Raw genomic sequence first — 16,854 nt, 5'->3', positions numbered from 1 at the left:
CTAGATACCCCTCACCCGGGGAGAACCGAACTCACGGTAGCCCGGAGGACGCCCATCGGCGCCGGTGGGCAGCGGATTGATACCCGGCTTCTCCCGGTCCGGCGGAGAGGCCTTGTCCCAGTTGAACTCGGCGAACTCGGCCACCTTGCCGGACAGCTCGCGCCACACGTCGCGCGCGGAGGTCCAGGCCGGCGTCTCGCCGCCCACTTCGCGCGTCAGCTCCGCGACCCACTTCCAGCCCGGAGTCACGTCGCCCTTGGGCGGGTACGCCTTGCGGAAGCGCTGGGTGATGCCGTCCATCTGCGTGAAGGAGCCCTCGTCCTCGACGTGAATCGAGGCGGGCAGGAGCACCGTCGCCTGCGCCGTCACCGGCGACTCGTTCTTCTCCTGCACCACGAAGACGTCCAGCTTGGAGGCGGCCTTGGCGAAGGCCTCCACGTCGCCCGGCACCTCGGTGCCGATGGCGTAGAGCGCCTTGACTTGACCCTTGTCCAGGGCCGTGGTGAGCGCCTCGAAGGTCTCCACCTTCAGGCCCAGGCCCTTGGCGATCCACTCCAGGCCCTTGCGGTTGGGGTTCTTGTCCGCCGTCTTCAGGAAGTGGTCCGCCTTGCCCGCTGGACGGCCGCCCACGTAGACGGTGGAGATGCCCAGCGTGGCCTTCGCGAAGGTGAGGCCCGCCAGCAGCTCCTCGTTGGAGGACACCGGCGAGGCGAGCACCGCGAGCTTGCCACTGCCCACCAGCGGCTTGAGCGCCTTGGCGGCGGCCTGAGCGGCCTCCTTGCGCGTCACCACCGGAACGACCTCGGAAGCGGCCTGGACCGTGGCGCGACCAATCCTCGCCTGGAGCACGCGGCCCAGGTTGAAGGACTTGTACATGAGCCGGCCCTGGTCACACATCCAGCTCTTGTTGATCTCCTCGTTCTCACGAGGACGGATGCGGTAGGTGTCCTGCGACATCCAGTCCGCGTACGTGTTGCAGCCCTTCGCGCAGCCCGTGCAGATGGACGGGGTGGCGGAGAGGAACCACGCGCGCGCCTTGAAGCGGAAGTCGCGGCTGAGCAGCGCGCCCACCGGGCAGACGTCCACGGTGTTCAGCGAGTAGTCGCTGTCCAGCTCGTTGCCCGGGAACACGTCGATGCGCTCGTGGCTGCCGCGGCCGAACACGCCCAGCTGCGGCTCCTTGGCCACTTCGTTCATCACGCGCACGCAGCGGGTGCACATGATGCAGCGCTCCTGGTCCAACACGACGCGCGGCCCCAGCACCTTGCGCTTGTTCTTCAGGGCCTTGCCGCCCTCCAGGCGCGAGGGGCGGTAGTCGTACTTCATGTAGTAGTCCTGCAGCTTGCACTCACCGGCCTGGTCGCAGATGGAGCAGTCGACCGGGTGGTTGAGCAGCAGGAACTCCATCACCGAGCGCTGCTGCTCCTTCACCTTGGGCGTCGTCGTCTTCACGACCACACCTTCGGCGAGCGGCGTCTGGCACGCGGGCACCATCTTGGGCGCGTTGGACGCCTCGATGAGGCAGATGCGGCAGTTGGCCGCGATGGAGAGGCGCGGGTGGTAGCAGTAGTACGGAATCTCCGAGCCGACCGACTTGGCCGCCTCGATCATGTTCGTCCCCGGCTTCACGACGACTTCCTTGCCGTCGATGGTGCAGGTGACGAAGCCCGGGTTCTTCGGCGCGGGCTTGGGCGGCGGGCCCGGAGGGGCGGCGGCCTTGGGCGGCGCCGTGACGCTGCTGGCCGCCGCGGGGGGCGTGTCCAGCTTCGCGCCGGCCGGAGGGTTGGAGGGCTCGGGACCGATCTTCGCCGCGGGGGTGTCCGTGGGCGCGCCCTTGGGGGGCGGCTGCGCATCACCGGTCGGCTTCTTCGTGTCGTCGTTGCTCACTGCTCGACCTCGCCGCCAATCATGTTGATGGTGTCAAACGTGGGGATGAGGTCCGCCAGCATCTTCCCCTCGATGATATGGGGCACCGCCGCGAGCACCGGGAAGCCCGGGGCGCGCACATGGACCTTGTACGGACGACCGCGCCCGTCGCTCACCAGGTACCAGCCCAGCTCGCCGTTCGAGGCCTCGGTCGCGTCGTAGCACTCGCCGGGCGGCACCTGGATGCCCTCCATGACGAGCTTGAAGTGCGCCATCACGCCTTCGATGGTGCCGTAGACCTCCGGCTTGGGCGGCAGCGCGATGCGCCAGTCATCCACGATGATGGGGCCCGCGGGGATGGTCTCCAACGCCTGGCGGATGATGCTGATGGACTGACGCATCTCCTCCATGCGGACGAGGTAGCGGTCGTAGTTGTCGCCGTGCTCGCCCACCGCGACGCTGAAGTTGAAGCGCTCGTAGACCCAGTACGGGTGCGCCTTGCGCAGGTCGTGGTCGATGCCGCACGCGCGCAGCGCCGGGCCCGTCCAGCCGTAGTCGATGGCGTCCTCGGCGCTGATGACGCCGGTGTTCTTGGTGCGGTCCACGAAGATGCGGTTGCGCGTGAGCAACCCGTCCATCTCCACCAGCAGCTCCTCCGTGCGGGTGAGCGTCTTGTGGACCTTGTCCGCCCAGCCCTCGGGCAGGTCGCGGTTGATGCCACCCACGCGGCCGAAGCTGGTGGTGAGGCGCGCGCCGGTCAGCTCCGTGACGCGGTCCTGGATGAGCTCGCGGGCCTCCATGCCGTAGAGGAACGGCGCGAAGCCGCCCATCTCCAGGCCGGTGGCGCCCACGCACGTCAGGTGGTCCGTCAGCCGGTGCAGCTCGCTGCCGATGACGCGGATGTACTGGGCGCGCTCCGGAATCTCCAGGCCGATGAGCTTCTCCACGGCGTTGAGGAAACCGAAGTTGTTCATCATCGCGGACAGGTAGTTGAGCCGGTCCGTGTACGGCAGGCACTGCGTCCAGGTGACGTTCTCGCAGCTCTTCTGGAAGCCGCGGTGCAGGAAGCCAATCTCGGGGTCGATCTTGACGATGGTCTCGCCGTCCAGCTCCACCTTCAGCCGCACGGTGCCGTGCGTGGCCGGGTGGGACGGGCCCATGTTGATGACCATGTGCTTGCTTTGGAGGTGGGCCTCCAGCTCCGAGCCCTCCGGCGGCAGCGAGCCGTCGGTGTCCGGATTGTGGCCCTTCGCATCAAACGTGTGGCTGTCGGCCATGGTGTCTGTCGTCCTCAGGAGTGCCCGCTGGTGCCGGGACCGCGGAAGATGTCCTTGATGGGGCGCTCGGGGATGAGCGGCTGCCGGTCTCGCAGCGCGTAGTCCTTGCGCAGCGGGTGGCCCTGGAACTCGTCGTACAGGAGGATGCGGCGCAGGTCCGGGTGGCCCTCGAAGCGGATGCCGTAGAAGTCGAAGGTCAGACGCTCCCACCAGTTGGCGCCCCGGTACACCGGCACCAACGAGGGGATGACCGGCTGGTGCTCGCTCACGCGCACCTTGAGCCGCACGTGCTCATGGCGCTTCAACGAGTAGAGGAAGTAGACGACCTCGAACCGAGGGTCGTTCTCCGCCAGGTGCAGCCGGTCCACGCCGTCGATGGAGCCGAAGAGCTTGAACTCCAGCTCCGCGTCGTTCTTGAGGAACGCGGCGACCTTCGGGAGCGAGTCGGGATGGATCACGGCCCAGGCGCCACCGGCCCGGTCCACATAACGCTCCACCACCGCCTCGGGAAAGTGGGCGGAGACCCTGTCCAACGCGAAAGTGCTCAAGGGGGACCCGATGACTGAGGGAGAAGAATCCGCGGCTTTATAAGGAGCCCAGAAGGGGGGCGTCAACGTAAACCCTCAACCATGTAGGCCACTTAGGAAGCCCAGAAGCCCGCGTTGCGCACGCGGCGTCCGAGCGGGCGTGTGGATCGGTGGAAGGGGAGGAATTCAGGCCGCCGAGCCCGGGGAGCCGACGAGGGCGGGGGCCGTCGCCAGGGGGACGAAGGTGGCCACCGGCCGACTCTTGCCGGGCACGAGCGCTTGGGTGATGGCCTCCCAGTGGAAGAGGGGGCCCGCCTGGTCCCGGGTGGCCTCCGAGACGAGCACCGGGACGCCCACCCGCTTGGTCAGCCCCTCGATCCGGCTGGCCAGGTTCACAGTGTCGCCAATGGCGGTGTAGTCCAGGCGCCGGGCGGTGGACCCGATGTTTCCCAGGATGACGGGGCCGGTGTGGACCCCCACCCCCATCCGCAGGGCCGGGGCCCCCTGGAGCGCCCGGTCCGCGTTGAAGTCCTCCAGCTCCCGCACCATCGCCAGGGCGCAGCGCACAGCGCGCTCGGCGTGCTCGGCGTCCGCCAACGGGGCCCCGAAGTACACCATGAGTGCGTCCCCGATGAACTTGTCGAGCGTTCCTCCATGGCGGAATACCACCTCCACCATCCGGCCATAGTAGGCGTTGAGGAGCTTGACGACCTCGCCCGGGGGGAGCCGCTCGCTCATCGAGGTGAAGTCGCGGATGTCGGCGAAGAGGACGGTCACCTCGCGCAGCTCCGGCTCCGGGGAGGCGAGGCGCTGGAGTCGTTCCGCGACGGCGGGGGCGAAGTAGCGGCCGAGGCGGGCGCGCTTGAGCTCCTCTTCTGAGACGGCGGCGGAGAGCGCGCGGATGCGGTTGAGCAGGTGGCGGGCGCCGGCGGCGGCCACGGAGAGCATGACCACCGAGGCCAACTGGGCGCCGATGCCGATGCCGGCCTGGTGCTGGAGCGCCATCTCCGCGACGGCGGCGAAGGCGGTGACGACGAGCGTCACGGTGTTGCGCAGCGACAGCGCCGCGAGGATGACCAGCACCGCGAAGATGCCGAGCGTGAAGCCGGCGACGCCCCCGGGGGAGGGCGACACTGGAATCGCGTGGCTCTGGAGCCAGTACACCGCCGGCACGTCGATGAAGGCCACGGACAGGCCGGCCCAGCGCACGGCGCGGGGCGAGCGGGCCACGGCCACCCACACCGCCGCGGTGCAGAGCCAGTAGACGGAGAGGGGGCGGAGGTACTCGACCCAGTCCGCCTTGCCCACGCCCAGGCCCAGACAGGCCGACATCACGAGCATGACGGTGACGGCGACGAAGCGAATCCTCGAGAGCTGGCGCGCGTTGCGTCGCCGCTCGTCGTCGAGGGCCCGGTTCACCGAGTCCTGGATGCCTTCTGGCGCGTTGGACCTCAGGCCCTTACCCCCCATCCCAGGCTCCACGGGTCGACTTCCGCAGCACGCACATCTTGCACCGTCTGGACCGCGCTCGCACCTTCCGGGCCGGAAAGGGTCCTTGCCTCGCGAGCCTGTCGCGTTGCGGTATACACGCGGATGCATGGCTGAGTCCGTTCCTCCTCATCCGTTCCGTTCGCTCGGTTGGCGCCTCGTGCTGGGCGCGGGCCTGGGGTTGGTGTTGTTCGCTGGAGAGTCCTGGCTGCTCTTGCGCTCGGGGCTGGTCGGCGTGGACATCCCCGTGGACGGGCCCTACGCGGCGCTGGCGGCGGCGGTGAGGCCGGTGCTCCCGGGCCTGCTCCTGCGCGTGGCGGCCGTCTACCTGATGGCGGGGATGGTGCTCGCGGGCGTGGCGTGGGGGCTCGCGCGCGTCTGGGGCCGGGGTGGGGTGGGGGCGACGGCGACAGGCTGGTGCGTGCTCGTCCTGCTGCTGGCATGGGACCGCGCCATCTCCCGGCCCGCGCTCTTCGACGACCTGCCCGCCGTGCGTCCGCTCCTGGCCTGGCTGGTGGACAATGGCGCACCGTGGCATCCGCGCGCGGCGGCGGTGCTGCTCGCGCTGGTGCATGTCGCGGTGCTCCTGGCCCGACTGGGGACGTGGAAGCGCCGGCTCCAGGTGGGCCTGGGACTGGTGGCCACCGTGGTGGTGTTGTTCGTCGCGGGGCGCGCGGGCGGTGGCGCGACGACGGACGCCAGGCCTCCGCTGGTGGTGCTCATCGGCATCGATGCCTTCCGGCCGGACCGGCTGCGCACGCTGGGCGGAAACGGAGAGGTGGCGCCGCACGTGGACCGGTTCGTGGAGGACGCCACGCTCTTCACGCGGGCGTATACGCCGGTGGCCCAGACGGAGCCCGCGTGGCGCTCGCTGCTCACCGCGCGCTGGCCTCACGAGACGGGCGTGCGCTACGCGCTGACGTCCGAGTCGCGGATGAAGCTCCAGCCCACCTTCGCGGAGTCCTTCGCTCGGGCGGGGTGGCGCACGGTGTTCGCCACGGATTGCTCGCGCTTCCACGCGGAGGGGCCCGCTTCGGGTTTCGCCACCCGGTTGCAACCTCCACGGGGCGCGGTGAACTTCCTCCTGGAGAAGCTGCGTTACCGCGCGCTGGGCGTCTTCGCGGACCATGCCGTCGGTGCCGCGTGGGTGCCGGAGTTCATCGACAACCGCGCGCTGGCCGGCATCCATGACCCCATGGGCTACGCCGGGCGGCTGACGTCCACGCTGCTCGACGAGGCGAGCCAGGGCCCCACGCTGTTCGCCTTCCACGCCACCGCCGCGCACTTCCCGGGCGACCCCGTCCATCCCTTCTACCGGCGCTTCGTGTCGTCGTCCGAGCCCCTGGAGCGCCGGCTGCGCATGCACTTCGCCCCCGTGTCTCCCGGCGCGAAGGGCGGATGGAGTCGCGACGGGGCGGAGGCGCTCTACGACGAGCTCATCTCCCAGGCGGATGCGCAGGTGGGCATGCTGCTGGACGCGCTGCGCCGCTCGGGGCGGTATGACGACGCGCTCATCGTCCTCATGTCGGACCACGGCGAGAGCTTCCACGAGGACCGGCCGGACCTGGCGGGCGCGACGCCCGTGCACGGCGCGCGGCTGTCCGAGCTGGAGAACCGCATCCTGCTCGCGGTGAAGCCGCCGAAGGGACGCACGGGTGCGCCCGCGACCTCGGAGGCGCTGGTGCGTCTGGTGGATGTGGGGCCCACGCTGCTGGAGCTGTCGAGCCTGCCCGCGCTCTCCGGTGTGGACGGCGTGTCCCTGGCGCCACTCTTGCGCGGTGAGTCGCTTTCGCCGTTGAACCTGTACGCGGAGACGGGCTTCACGCACGTCTCGCCCGAGGTGTTCGACAGGGGGCACTGGCCCGGCGCGCCTCGCGCGTTCGACGCGTACCGCATCCGCCCGGACGGCGTGGTGGAGCTGGGTGACGCGGCGCACGAAGCCGTGGTGTTGGAGAAGGACCGGGGCGCGTTCGACGGACAGCGTTGGTGGGTGGACCGACCGCAGGCGGATGGCACCCTGCTGCGCGTGTGTGAAGGGGACTGTGAAGGGCTGGACGCGCTGGCGCTGGAGTCGTGGCTGGACACGGTGCGAGGACGGACGCCGGAAGGGGACTCGCGTAAGGTGGCCGGCCATGTCGACGACTCCAGACGCCCCGTCTCTCCAGGAACAGTACGCCCCCCACAACAGCTGCTTCGGCTGCGGCCCGGCCAACACCCAGGGCCTGCGCATCCGCAGCCGCGTGGAGGGTGACCTCGTCGTCGCCGAGTGGACGCCCTCCGAGCACCACCAGGCCTTTCCGGGCGTGCTCAACGGCGGAATCATCGGCGCGCTGCTGGACTGTCACTGCAACTGGACGGCGGCGTACCACCTGATGAAGGCGCAGGGCGCGTCCTCTCCTCCGTGTACCGTGACGGCCGACTACTCCATCACCCTCAAGCGCCCCACGCCCATGTCCGGGCCGGTGCGGCTGGAGGCGAAGCCGGTGGAGCTCAAGGGCGACCGCGCGGTGATTGAAGGCACGCTCACCGCGGGCGGCAAGGTGACGGCGCTGTGCCGGGGCACCTTCGTCGCGGTGAAGGAAGGCCACCCCGCGTACCACCGCTGGTGAGGGCGGAAACACCAGGGGCCCCGACGCCACCCCTCTGGAGGGGAGGCACGCGGGGCCCCGGGAGCAAGACGAAGGCTTTTTGACTACTTGCCCATGGAGATGAGCAGGTCGTGCCGGGCTGCCGTCTGGTTGGGCTGCTCGCGGTCAGCGATGCGGTGGACCTGGTTGGCGATCTTGTCCTGGAGGAGCATGAGACCGTCCAGCACCTGCTCCGGACGGGGCGGGCAGCCGGGGATGTAGACGTCCACCGGGAGGATGCGGTCGATGCCCTGGAGCACCGCGTAGTTGTCGTAGAAGCCGCCCGAGGACGCGCACACGCCGAAGGACACGACCCACTTGGGCTCGGTCATCTGCTCGTACACGCGCTTGAGGATGGGGGCCTGCTTCAGGTTGATGGTGCCCACCACCATCAGGAGGTCCGCCTGACGCGGCGAGAAGCGGGGGAACTCGGCGCCGAAGCGCGCGATGTCGTGACGGCTGGCCGCCACGGACATGTACTCCATGCCGCAGCAGGCGGTGGCGTACGGGTAGGTGAACAGCGAGTACTTACGGGCCCAACCCAGGCCCTTGGAGACCATGCGCTGGAAGAAGCCCATGGCTTCGTCGCGGCGGGTCGTCAGCACTGGAGCGATGTCTGAATCAGCCATGATGTCTCAGCTCTCCCAATCCAGGGCGCCCTTTTTCCAGACGTAGATGAGGCCCACCACCAGGGTCACCGCGAAGACCAGCATCTCCACGTACCCGAACCAACCGAGCGCCTGGAAGTTCACCGCCCACGGGTACATGAACACGGCTTCCACGTCGAACACGATGAACAACAACGCGACGACGTAGAACTTCACGGCGAAGCGCTGGCGTGCCGGGCCGCTCGACTCGGAGCCGGCCTCGAACGGAGTGGACTTGATGGCGCTCGGGCGACTGGGGCCCAGCAGCGAGGTGATGAAAGGAATCGCGACGCCCATGATGCCGGCCAGCAGCAGCACCACCGCCAGGGGCAGGTAGGGCGAGAGGGGAGAGGGAGTCATCGCGCGCGGAACCTAATGACACCGGCCTTGCCATGTCAAAGGGAAAGTCCCCCTGCTCGGTGCCGCAACCCCTTGAGATAACGATGAAAAGCAGGGCTTGTCGACTCCGGCGGCGAGCAGGGGGCCTGGGACGGTTCCCCGCACGCCCCGCGAGCAGCGGGCTCGTTTGACGCTTCTGGGGACGCACGCCTACCGTCGGGCGGCGCCGGCGGCCGGCGATCAGCGCGTCACTTGGGAGACGACAGGCATGTGGGGGCGGCTCGGCTTGCGGATGCAGGTGGCCATCGCGGTGCTCGTGCCCTGTCTCACGGTCATCGGCCTGTGCATCTGGAACTTCTCCGCCCGGCAGCGCGAGGTCTCCCTGGAGCTGCTCCAGAAGCGGGCCCGGGTCCTCGCCACGCTCGTGGCCAACCACCCGGCGACGCGGGAGTGGGACGGCACGGAGGCTTCCAAGGAGCGCCTGGACACCGTGCTGGCCCAGTTGGAGGCCCGTGACGTCAACGGTGAGGGTGGCTTCACGGTGAACTATCAGGGGCTGCTCGGGCCGGACGGCCGCCCCGTGTACGAGTCCGCGACGCGACTGCCCGAGCATGCGCGCGGCCGGACGGCGGTGACTCGGGAAGGTTGTGTGACGTCGCTCCTGGCGCTGCGCGAGGTGTCGGTGCGCTGCGCGAGCGGCGAGCGGACGTATGTCGTGGGCCTGGGCCTGGACGAAGCGGCGGCCTCCGTCACCGAACTGAAGGGCTCCGTGGTGGCGGGGCTGGTGGGCGCGCTGGTGCTGGGGCTGCTGCTTGCGGCGCTCATCGGGCGGACCATCGTCGAGCCCGTGTCCCAGGTGACGGACGTGGTGCGGGACGTGGCCCGTGGAGACGTGTCGCGCGTGGAATTGGACGTGCCGGCCACGGGCGAGGTGCGGTTGATGGCGCAGTCCTTCAACCAGATGCTCGGCACGCTGCGAATCACGGTGCTGGAGCTGGTGTCGCGCACGGAGCAGTTGTCTGGCGCATCACGCGGACTGCTGGGCGCCTCCGCGGACCAGGAGCACGTCATCAGTCAGCAGGCGGCATACGCGCAGCAGATCGCCGCGACGTTCGAGGAGCTGAGCCGCACGGCGGAGCAGATCTCCAGCTCCACGGAGGTGGTGGAGTCGAGCGCCCGTCGCACGCACGAGGCCGTGGCCGAGGCGATGGCGGTGGTGGCGCAGGTGGTCGCGGGCATCAACGACATCCGCACCGAGTCCAAGGGCGTGGCGGACGCGATTGTCGGCCTCAACCAGGACCTGCAGCAGGTGTCCAAGATTGCCCACGTCATCAATCAGGTGGCGGAGCGCTCGGACCTGCTGGCGTTGAACGCGGCGCTGGAGGGCACCAAGGCGGGCGAGGTGGGGCGGGGCTTCTCGCTGGTGGCGGCGGAGATGCGCAAGCTGGCGGAGAACGTGTCGGCCTCCGCGCGGGACATCGGCCGCATCGTCGAGAAGGTGCAGGACTCCGGCGAGGAGGCCGCGTCCAAGGCGCGCGTGGGCATGGCCACCAGCGACCGGGGCGTCGAGGTGGCGGAGCAGGCTTCCTCGGTGTTCCAGCGAATCGTGGAGTTGGCGCGCGGCACCAGCGAGGCCGCTCGGCAGATCACCATCGCCACGCGGCAGCAGCGTCAGTCCAGCGAGCAGGCGGTGCAGGGCGCTCGCAACGTGGCGGAGCTGGTGAAGCAGGGCGTGGACGCCACGGGCCGCACTACGCGAATCGCCCAGGACCTCCAGGCGGTGGCCGAGGGGCTCACCGCCGTCACCAGTCGCTTCAAGACGACGCGGAGCTGAGAGAGGCGCCTACTCGTCGCGCGTCCAGCGGACCTGGAGCTCCAACTCGTCCACGTCGCCTTCGCGCTCGTGCTCGATGCTGAAGTGCGCATGGGCGGGGACGTGCAGGCGCTCGCCGGCCACCTGGATGCTGAACCCCTTGCCGCTCTCCACCGCGTCCGCGAGGCGTCGCAGCTTCGCGACGAACTGTGCGCGGGGATAGACCTTCTCGATGTCACGCTTCGGTCGCTTCGCCATCGCTTCATCCTGCCAGCGACGTGCAAACCCGTCGAACTTCATTACTGTGCGCGCCCATGGGCTCGCTCGAACTGTCCCCCGCGCATTTCCGGCGTCTGGCTGACCGCGTCTCCACCCTGGCCGAGGAGTGGCTCGAAGGGCTCGACTCACGCCCCATCGCGCCCTCCATCACCGGCGCCGCATCGGAGGCGATGTTCTCCGAAGGGCTCCCCGAGCAGGGCCTCGGAGACGCCGCGCTGGATGCGCTGCGGCCCTTCATGGAGGGCTCTCGCGCGGGCAACGCGCGGTTCCTCGCCTACGTGTTCGGCTCGGGCGAGCCGGTGGGTGTGCTCGGCGACTACGTGGCCAGCGTGGTGAACCAGAACGTCACCGCGTGGCGATCGGCGCCCACGGTGGTGAGCCTGGAGCGCTCGGTGATTCGGAGCCTCGCGAGCGCGGTGGGCTGCGAGGGCTTCACCGGGAGCTTCGCGGGGGGAGGCTCCTCCGCCAACCTCATGGCCCTGGCCATGGCGCGTGAGTCGCTCGCTCCCGCCAATGAGGACGGCGCCCCGTCCGGCGTGGTGTACGCGTCGGCTGAAGTCCACATGTCCATTCCCAAGGCTGTCGCGCTCCTGGGCCTGGGGCGCAAGAACCTGCGGCTGATTCCCACGGATGCGCAGTGGCGGATGCGTCCGGACGCGCTGGCTCGCGCGATAGCCGAGGACAAGGCCGCGGGCCTACGTCCCCTGGCCGTGGTTGCGACGGCGGGCACGGTGAACACCGGCGCGGTGGACCCGCTGACGGCGGTGGCGGCGCTGGCGCGCGAACACGGCCTGTGGATGCACGTGGATGGCGCCTACGGCGCGCTCGCGGCCATGGCCTTCCCGGAGCGCTTCGAGGGACTGGGTCTGGTGGACTCACTGTCCATGGATGCGCACAAGTGGCTCTATCAGCCAGCGGACTGCGGCGTGCTGCTGTTCCGCGACGCGAAGGCCGCGCGGCGTGCCTTCTCCTTCACGGGGGATTATGCGCGCGCCCTGAACGCGGACCCGGTGGAGGGCTTCGCGTTCTTCGACGAGTCGATGGAGCTGTCACGTCGCGCTCGAGCACTGAAGGTGTGGCTCTCCGTCCGCTTCCACGGGCTCGCCGCGTTCCGCGAGGCCATCCGCCGCGACGTGCGGAACGCGGAGCGCCTGGAGGCGCTCGTCCGGGACACGGCGGGACTGGAACTCCGCTCCCCGGCGACGCTGAGCGCGGTGTGCTTCCGCTACACGGGCGGACTTCCGGACGCGGGGCTCGACGACTTCAACACGCGACTGCTGGCGCGAATCAACCGGCGGGGCCGTGTCTACATCTCCAACGCGACGCTGGAGGGACGCTTCTTCCTGCGCGCCTGCTTCGTGAACCACCGCACCACGCCCGAGGACGTGGCGACGGTGGTTCACGAGGTGCTCGCGGCGGCGGAGGAGCTCAGGGTCTCGTAGTCACGTCACGCGGCCCTGGGCGCGGGCTCAGGCGTGACTCTGCTGGAAGCGGTGGAGGGCCTCCTCCACCTCGTTGGCGAGCGCCATCACCTGGTCGCCGACCTCCGACTTCCCGTCGCGCTGAGCCTCCTTCATCTTCTCCTTCACCTTGTCCTTGAGGGGGCCGATGCTCAGGCTGCCCGGGGCCTGACTGGGCACGTAGTCGATGAGGCTCTCCGCGAACTTCTTCACCAGCGCCTGGGCCGGGACGAAGAGGAACATGCGCTGGCCGTACCATTGCGTGTACAGGCCGGAGAAGAGCGCCTCCTCGAACGGGTCCGAGCGCAGGTTGAGGATGTAGGGCCAGGAGGGGTTGAAGCGCTTGCCGCTGAACCACATGTCCGGGCCCCGGCCATCCTGGTAGCTGAAGATGACCTTCCAGTCGTCGTAGCGCACCGCCGCGATGTTGCCGCTGTCGAGCACGTAGATGAACTCGTGTCGCTGTCCCGGCTCCTTGCCCGCGAGCAGCCCGCGCTGGTCATACCCATCCAGGTGCACGCGGAACTTCTTCTTCCCCACGGTGTGGCCCTGCTTGCACTTGTCCACGATATCCTCGGGACCGCCCGACGCCGCGACGAAGGTCGGCATCCAGTCCTCGTGCGCGAAGATGTCGTTGATGACGGTGCCTGGCTCGATGACCCCGGGCCACTTCACGACGCAGGGGACACGCACGCCGCCCTCCCACGTGGAGCCCTTCTCGCCCCGGAAGGGCGAGTTGCCGCCGTCGGGCCAGCCCATCTTCTCCACGCCGTTGTCGGTGGAGAACACGACGATGGTGTTGTCCGCGATGCCCAGGTCATCCAGCTTCTTCAGCAGCATGCCCACGTGGTCATCCAGCTCCGTCATTGCATCCGCGTACAGGCCCTTGCCCGTCTTGTTGCGGTACTTCTCCTGCAAGAACGTCCACACGTGGGTGCGCGTGCTGTTGTGCCAGAGGAAGAAGGGCTTGTCGTCCTTCGCCGCGCGCTCCATGAACGACAGGGAGGACTTGAGGAACTCCTCGTCCACCGTCTCCATGCGCTTCGTCGTGAGCGGCCCGGTGTCGACAATCTTCTGCCGACCCACGCGGCCCCAGCGTGGATCCTCCGTCGGGTCGTCGCGGTCCGTGGACCAGCAGTGGAGCACCCCTCGCGGACCGAAGCGCTCCTTGAACGCCGGGTCCTTCGGGTAGTCGGGGCACTCGGGCTCGTTCTCCGCGTTGAGGTGGTAGAGGTTGCCGTGGAACTCGTCGAAGCCGTGCACCGTGGGCAGGTAGCGATTCGAGTCGCCCAGGTGGTTCTTGCCGAACTGCCCGCACACGTAGCCCTGGGGCTTGAGCAGCTCCGCGATGGTGGGGTCCGAGTCCTGGAGGCCGTAGGCGGCGCCTGGCATGCCGATGGTCGTGAGCCCCGTGCGCAGCGGGTTCATGCCCGTGATGAAGGCGGCGCGGCCCGCGGTGCAGCTCTGCTGGCCGTAACAGTCCGTCATCATCGCGCCCTCCTTCGCGATGCGGTCGATGTTGGGCGTCCGGTAGCCCATCATTCCCTGGTTGTAGGCGCTGACGTTCCACAGGCCGATGTCGTCACCCCAGATGACCAGGATGTTCGGCTTCTTCCCCGGCTGCTTGCTGTCGTGGCCGTTGCCGTTGCCGTTGCCCTTGCTCTTGGATTTTCCGATGAACGCCATTCGCTCCGCCCCCCGCTGTCCCGCCGTCGGTGAAATCCGTCCGGCCGACAGGCAAGGTGAGGCGGGGTGGTGTGAGGGGCGACTTGCCCTGCGGGGCAGTGGTCGGCCGGCTCCATTCCCGAACCCGTGCGTCCAGGCGAGCGTCGCCCCGCCCCAATGACTCACACCCGCGGCCGTTGCGCCTCCCTCTTTCGAGAAACGAGGGGGGACCCATGACGCTGGACCGCATTCGCCGCATCGCGCGCACGTGGCGCATCAACACGCTCAACACCGCTGTCTATGTCGCGTCGGGTGGCACCAAGACACTTCACGAAGGTCACTTCGCCCGCTGGCGCGGAACCTGGCGCAACTGGAGCCGGACCTTCGAATGTCAGCCCGAGCGTTTCGAGACGCCGGGCACGGAGGCGGAGCTGTGTCGCATCGTCCGTGAGTCGGAGAAGGTCCGCGTCGTGGGCGGGGGACATTCGTTCAACCGCTGTCCGCTGACCCAGGGGACCCTGATTTCGCTCGACGCGCAGAACCGCGTCCTGGAGGTCGACATGGAGCGGCGAGTGGTGCGCGTCCAGGCTGGCATCCGGCTGCGCGACTTCACCCGGCGGCTCCTGGAGCACGGCCTCGCGTTACCGGTGCTCGGGTCCACGAACGCGCAGAGCCTGGGGGCGCTGATTGGCACGGACCTGCACGGCACGGGCAGGTCGCATGGCTTCCTCTCCGAGCAGGTGCTGTCGCTGCGCGTGGTGGACGCCGCGGGCGAGGCGCGCACGCTCCGGCGCGGCACGCCCGAGTTCCATGCGGTGGCGGGCTCGATTGGCACCTGCGGCGTCGTCACCGAGTTGGAGCTCCAGTGTGTCCCCGCGTTCAACCTGGAGAAGCGCCTGGAGGTCGTCCCGCGTCGGTGGGCCGAGGACCACCTGGACGAAATCCTCGGCACCCATGACCACGTCAGCTTCTATTACGTGGGCGGGATTGACGCGGAGCACGTCCGGATGAACGTGTGGAACCGGTCGACGCGGCCTCCATCGCGGTTCTGGCACCTCCGGAAGATGGGGCTGGAGCTGCTGGACATGTCGCTGTCGGGCTATCTGCTCGGCTTGTCCCGGGTGCTGATGTTGACGGAGCCCTTCGCGAAGGTCGGCTTGTTCTTCATGAAGCTCACGCAGCAGGGACGCAAGACGGTGCTCCCCATGTGCTCCGCCTTCTCGCGCCAGCTCTTCTACCACCACGATGAGATTGAGTACGGCGTGCCCTTCGCCGTGCATCAGCGGTGTCTCCAGGAGGTGTTCGACCTGCTGAAGCGACGGCGCTTCGTCTGCATCGTCGAGGTGCGCTTCACGCCCGCGACCTCCATGGCCACGGTGGGGCCGGGCGTGGGGCGGCGCACGTGTTTCATCGAGCTGGCGCCCAGCCTGTCCGTCGACTCGAGCTCCGTCTTCGCGGAGGCGGAGCAGATCTTCCTCAAGTACGGCGGGCAGGTTCATCTGGGGAAGGCGACGCGCGCCACCGAGGGGGACATGGAGCGGATGTATGGCGTGCGCTGGCACGCGCTGCGCACCGTGCAGCGCGCCCAGGACCCCGATGGGAAGTTCGTCAACGACTTCGTGGCCCGCGTCTTCGGCCCCACGCGGAGGCTGGAGACGCGGGACGAAGACGCGCCGACACCGGAGCCTGTCGTCTCATGGGGTTGAATCGCCACGCTCCCTTCCCGTCGTGTGCGGGAAGGGAGGCGGGCCCGCGCGTTACTGGTCCAGGACGTAGGCGAACAGCAGGGGGGCGACGATGGAGGCATCGCTTTCGACGATGTACTTGGGCGTTTCGAGGCCCAGCTTGCCCCAGGTGATCTTCTCGTTCGGCACCGCGCCCGAGTACGAGCCGTAGCTCGTCGTCGAATCGCTGATCTGACAGAAGTAGCCCCAGAGCGGCACGCCGGTGCGCTGCAAATCTTGATGCAGCATGGGCACCACGCAGATGGGGAAGTCGCCCGCGATGCCGCCGCCAATCTGGAAGAAACCCACGGGCGTCTTCGGAGCCACGTCCGTGTACCAGGCGGCCAGTGTCTGCATCGCCTCGATGCCGGTGCGCACCGTGTGCACGTTCTTCACGTCCCCGGAGATGCAGTGCCCCGCGTACATGTTGCCGAGCGTCGCGTCCTCCCAGCCCGGCACCCAGATGGGCAGGTTCTTCTCGCACGCGGCCAGCAGCCAGCTGTTCTTCGGGTCGATTTCGTAGCTCGACTCCAGCTTGCCGCCGCGGAGCACGCGGTACATGAACTCGTGCGGGAAGTAGCGCTCGCCCGCGCGGTCCGCCGCCATCCACTCCTCGAGCACCACCGCTTCGATGCGCCGCATCGCCTCCATCTCCGGGATGCAGGTGTCGGTGACGCGGTTCATGTGCCGTCCGAGCAGCGCCAGCTCATCCGCGGGCGTGAGGTCCCGGTAGTTCGGCACCCGCTCGTACGCCTCGTGGGCCACGAGGTTGAAGAGGTCCTCTTCCAGGTTCGCCCCGGTGCAACTGATGGCGTGGACCTTGTCCTGGCGAATCATCTCCGCCAGGGAGATGCCCAGCTCGGCCGTGCTCATGGCCCCCGCCAGTGTCACCAGCATCTTTCCGCCGCCATCGACGTGACGGCGGTAGCCCTCGGCCGCGTCCACGAGCGCGGCGGCGTTGAAGTGACGGAAGTGCGTCCGACAGAAGTCCCTGATTCCCATGCGTGCTGCTCCCGGCGACCACGAGGTACAAGCGCGGGGGCTGTCGCCAGGAACACACCACGCCTGAACGCTCTACGGTCCGGACTGGCACCGCCATCGAAGCGTCGGGTGGCTCGGCGGGGTTCGTATATTCGCTTCAC

General features: G+C 68.7%; 14 protein-coding genes. 5 read left to right on the top strand and 9 right to left on the bottom strand.

The features are described 5' to 3' along the window. The 4 genes from HUA78_RS14825 to HUA78_RS14810 form a co-directional block, all read right to left on the bottom strand. The gene (locus tag HUA78_RS14825; RefSeq protein ID WP_174476530.1) at window positions 1–1,887 is read right to left on the bottom strand and encodes a 2Fe-2S iron-sulfur cluster-binding protein; all 1,887 of its coding nucleotides are present in this window, start codon (window positions 1,885–1,887) and stop codon (window positions 1–3) included. Then, complete coding sequence (nuoD, locus tag HUA78_RS14820; RefSeq protein ID WP_141648282.1) at window positions 1,884–3,143, bottom strand: NADH dehydrogenase (quinone) subunit D; 1,260 nt, start codon at window positions 3,141–3,143, stop codon at window positions 1,884–1,886. Before nuoD ends, HUA78_RS14825 begins: the two co-directional genes overlap by 4 nt. A gap of 14 nt (window positions 3,144–3,157) precedes the next feature. Next, the gene (locus HUA78_RS14815; RefSeq protein ID WP_174476566.1) at window positions 3,158–3,676 is read right to left on the bottom strand and encodes an NADH-quinone oxidoreductase subunit C; all 519 of its coding nucleotides are present in this window, start codon (window positions 3,674–3,676) and stop codon (window positions 3,158–3,160) included. Between the two features lie 180 nt (window positions 3,677–3,856). After that, the gene (locus HUA78_RS14810; RefSeq protein ID WP_174476529.1) at window positions 3,857–5,140 is read right to left on the bottom strand and encodes an adenylate/guanylate cyclase domain-containing protein; all 1,284 of its coding nucleotides are present in this window, start codon (window positions 5,138–5,140) and stop codon (window positions 3,857–3,859) included. Between the two features lie 127 nt (window positions 5,141–5,267). On the opposite strand from HUA78_RS14810, the gene HUA78_RS14805 reads away from it, so the two are divergent. Together HUA78_RS14805 and HUA78_RS14800 are read left to right on the top strand one after the other, a co-directional pair. Further along, window positions 5,268–7,409, top strand: coding sequence for a sulfatase-like hydrolase/transferase (locus HUA78_RS14805; RefSeq protein WP_174476528.1), 2,142 nt, complete (start codon window positions 5,268–5,270; stop codon window positions 7,407–7,409). Further along, the gene (locus HUA78_RS14800; protein ID WP_371745577.1) at window positions 7,399–7,767 is read left to right on the top strand and encodes a PaaI family thioesterase; all 369 of its coding nucleotides are present in this window, start codon (window positions 7,399–7,401) and stop codon (window positions 7,765–7,767) included. Before HUA78_RS14805 ends, HUA78_RS14800 begins: the two co-directional genes overlap by 11 nt. A gap of 83 nt (window positions 7,768–7,850) precedes the next feature. Here HUA78_RS14800 and HUA78_RS14795 read toward each other — a convergent pair whose 3' ends face one another. Both HUA78_RS14795 and HUA78_RS14790 read right to left on the bottom strand, forming a co-directional pair. Beyond that, complete coding sequence (locus tag HUA78_RS14795; RefSeq protein WP_141642903.1) at window positions 7,851–8,414, bottom strand: NADH-quinone oxidoreductase subunit B; 564 nt, start codon at window positions 8,412–8,414, stop codon at window positions 7,851–7,853. Window positions 8,415–8,420: 6 nt separating this feature from the next. Then, window positions 8,421–8,792, bottom strand: coding sequence for an NADH-quinone oxidoreductase subunit A (locus HUA78_RS14790; protein WP_141642904.1), 372 nt, complete (start codon window positions 8,790–8,792; stop codon window positions 8,421–8,423). A gap of 247 nt (window positions 8,793–9,039) precedes the next feature. Here HUA78_RS14790 and HUA78_RS14785 point away from each other — a divergent pair, with 247 nt between their 5' ends. Further along, complete coding sequence (locus HUA78_RS14785; protein WP_174455014.1) at window positions 9,040–10,605, top strand: methyl-accepting chemotaxis protein; 1,566 nt, start codon at window positions 9,040–9,042, stop codon at window positions 10,603–10,605. A 9-nt stretch (window positions 10,606–10,614) separates the two neighbouring features. Here the strand turns inward: HUA78_RS14785 and HUA78_RS14780 are convergent, their stop codons facing one another. After that, the gene (locus HUA78_RS14780) at window positions 10,615–10,842 is read right to left on the bottom strand and encodes an amphi-Trp domain-containing protein (protein ID WP_141642906.1); all 228 of its coding nucleotides are present in this window, start codon (window positions 10,840–10,842) and stop codon (window positions 10,615–10,617) included. Window positions 10,843–10,898: 56 nt separating this feature from the next. Here HUA78_RS14780 and HUA78_RS14775 point away from each other — a divergent pair, with 56 nt between their 5' ends. After that, window positions 10,899–12,305 carry an aminotransferase class V-fold PLP-dependent enzyme gene (locus tag HUA78_RS14775; RefSeq protein ID WP_174455015.1) on the top strand — a complete coding sequence of 469 codons (1,407 nt, stop codon included), beginning with the start codon at window positions 10,899–10,901 and terminating at the stop codon, window positions 12,303–12,305. Between the two features lie 27 nt (window positions 12,306–12,332). Here HUA78_RS14775 and HUA78_RS14770 read toward each other — a convergent pair whose 3' ends face one another. Continuing rightward, on the bottom strand, window positions 12,333–14,009 hold the full coding sequence (locus tag HUA78_RS14770) for an arylsulfatase (protein WP_174455016.1): 1,677 nt from the start codon (window positions 14,007–14,009) through the stop codon (window positions 12,333–12,335). A gap of 212 nt (window positions 14,010–14,221) precedes the next feature. On the opposite strand from HUA78_RS14770, the gene HUA78_RS14765 reads away from it, so the two are divergent. Then, on the top strand, window positions 14,222–15,694 hold the full coding sequence (locus tag HUA78_RS14765; RefSeq protein WP_174476527.1) for a D-arabinono-1,4-lactone oxidase: 1,473 nt from the start codon (window positions 14,222–14,224) through the stop codon (window positions 15,692–15,694). Window positions 15,695–15,745: 51 nt separating this feature from the next. On the opposite strand, the gene HUA78_RS14760 is transcribed toward HUA78_RS14765, so the two are convergent. Next, the gene (locus HUA78_RS14760; protein ID WP_174476526.1) at window positions 15,746–16,714 is read right to left on the bottom strand and encodes a deoxyhypusine synthase family protein; all 969 of its coding nucleotides are present in this window, start codon (window positions 16,712–16,714) and stop codon (window positions 15,746–15,748) included. Window positions 16,715–16,854 lie beyond the last annotated feature (140 nt).

This window comes from Myxococcus sp. CA033, assembly GCF_013336625.1.
GTDB classification, from domain to species: Bacteria; Myxococcota; Myxococcia; order Myxococcales; family Myxococcaceae; genus Myxococcus; species Myxococcus llanfairpwllgwyngyllgogerychwyrndrobwllllantysiliogogogochensis.
The sequence above is the reverse complement of the archived record's forward strand: the minus strand, read 5'-3'. Positions and strand labels throughout refer to the sequence as shown.

Excerpts from the sequence above, each read along its gene's own strand:
- nuoD (WP_141648282.1), bottom strand. The coding sequence starts at position 3,143 with ATGGCCGACAGCCACACGTTTGATGCGAAGGGCCACAATCCGGACACC.
- HUA78_RS14810 (WP_174476529.1), bottom strand. The coding sequence starts at position 5,140 with ATGGGGGGTAAGGGCCTGAGGTCCAACGCGCCAGAAGGCATCCAGGAC.
- HUA78_RS14805 (WP_174476528.1), top strand. The coding sequence starts at position 5,268 with ATGGCTGAGTCCGTTCCTCCTCATCCGTTCCGTTCGCTCGGTTGGCGC.
- HUA78_RS14795 (WP_141642903.1), bottom strand. The coding sequence starts at position 8,414 with ATGGCTGATTCAGACATCGCTCCAGTGCTGACGACCCGCCGCGACGAA.
- HUA78_RS14790 (WP_141642904.1), bottom strand. The coding sequence starts at position 8,792 with ATGACTCCCTCTCCCCTCTCGCCCTACCTGCCCCTGGCGGTGGTGCTG.
- HUA78_RS14785 (WP_174455014.1), top strand. The coding sequence starts at position 9,040 with ATGTGGGGGCGGCTCGGCTTGCGGATGCAGGTGGCCATCGCGGTGCTC.
- HUA78_RS14780 (WP_141642906.1), bottom strand. The coding sequence starts at position 10,842 with ATGGCGAAGCGACCGAAGCGTGACATCGAGAAGGTCTATCCCCGCGCA.
- HUA78_RS14775 (WP_174455015.1), top strand. The coding sequence starts at position 10,899 with ATGGGCTCGCTCGAACTGTCCCCCGCGCATTTCCGGCGTCTGGCTGAC.
- HUA78_RS14770 (WP_174455016.1), bottom strand. The coding sequence starts at position 14,009 with ATGGCGTTCATCGGAAAATCCAAGAGCAAGGGCAACGGCAACGGCAAC.
- HUA78_RS14765 (WP_174476527.1), top strand. The coding sequence starts at position 14,222 with ATGACGCTGGACCGCATTCGCCGCATCGCGCGCACGTGGCGCATCAAC.
- HUA78_RS14760 (WP_174476526.1), bottom strand. The coding sequence starts at position 16,714 with ATGGGAATCAGGGACTTCTGTCGGACGCACTTCCGTCACTTCAACGCC.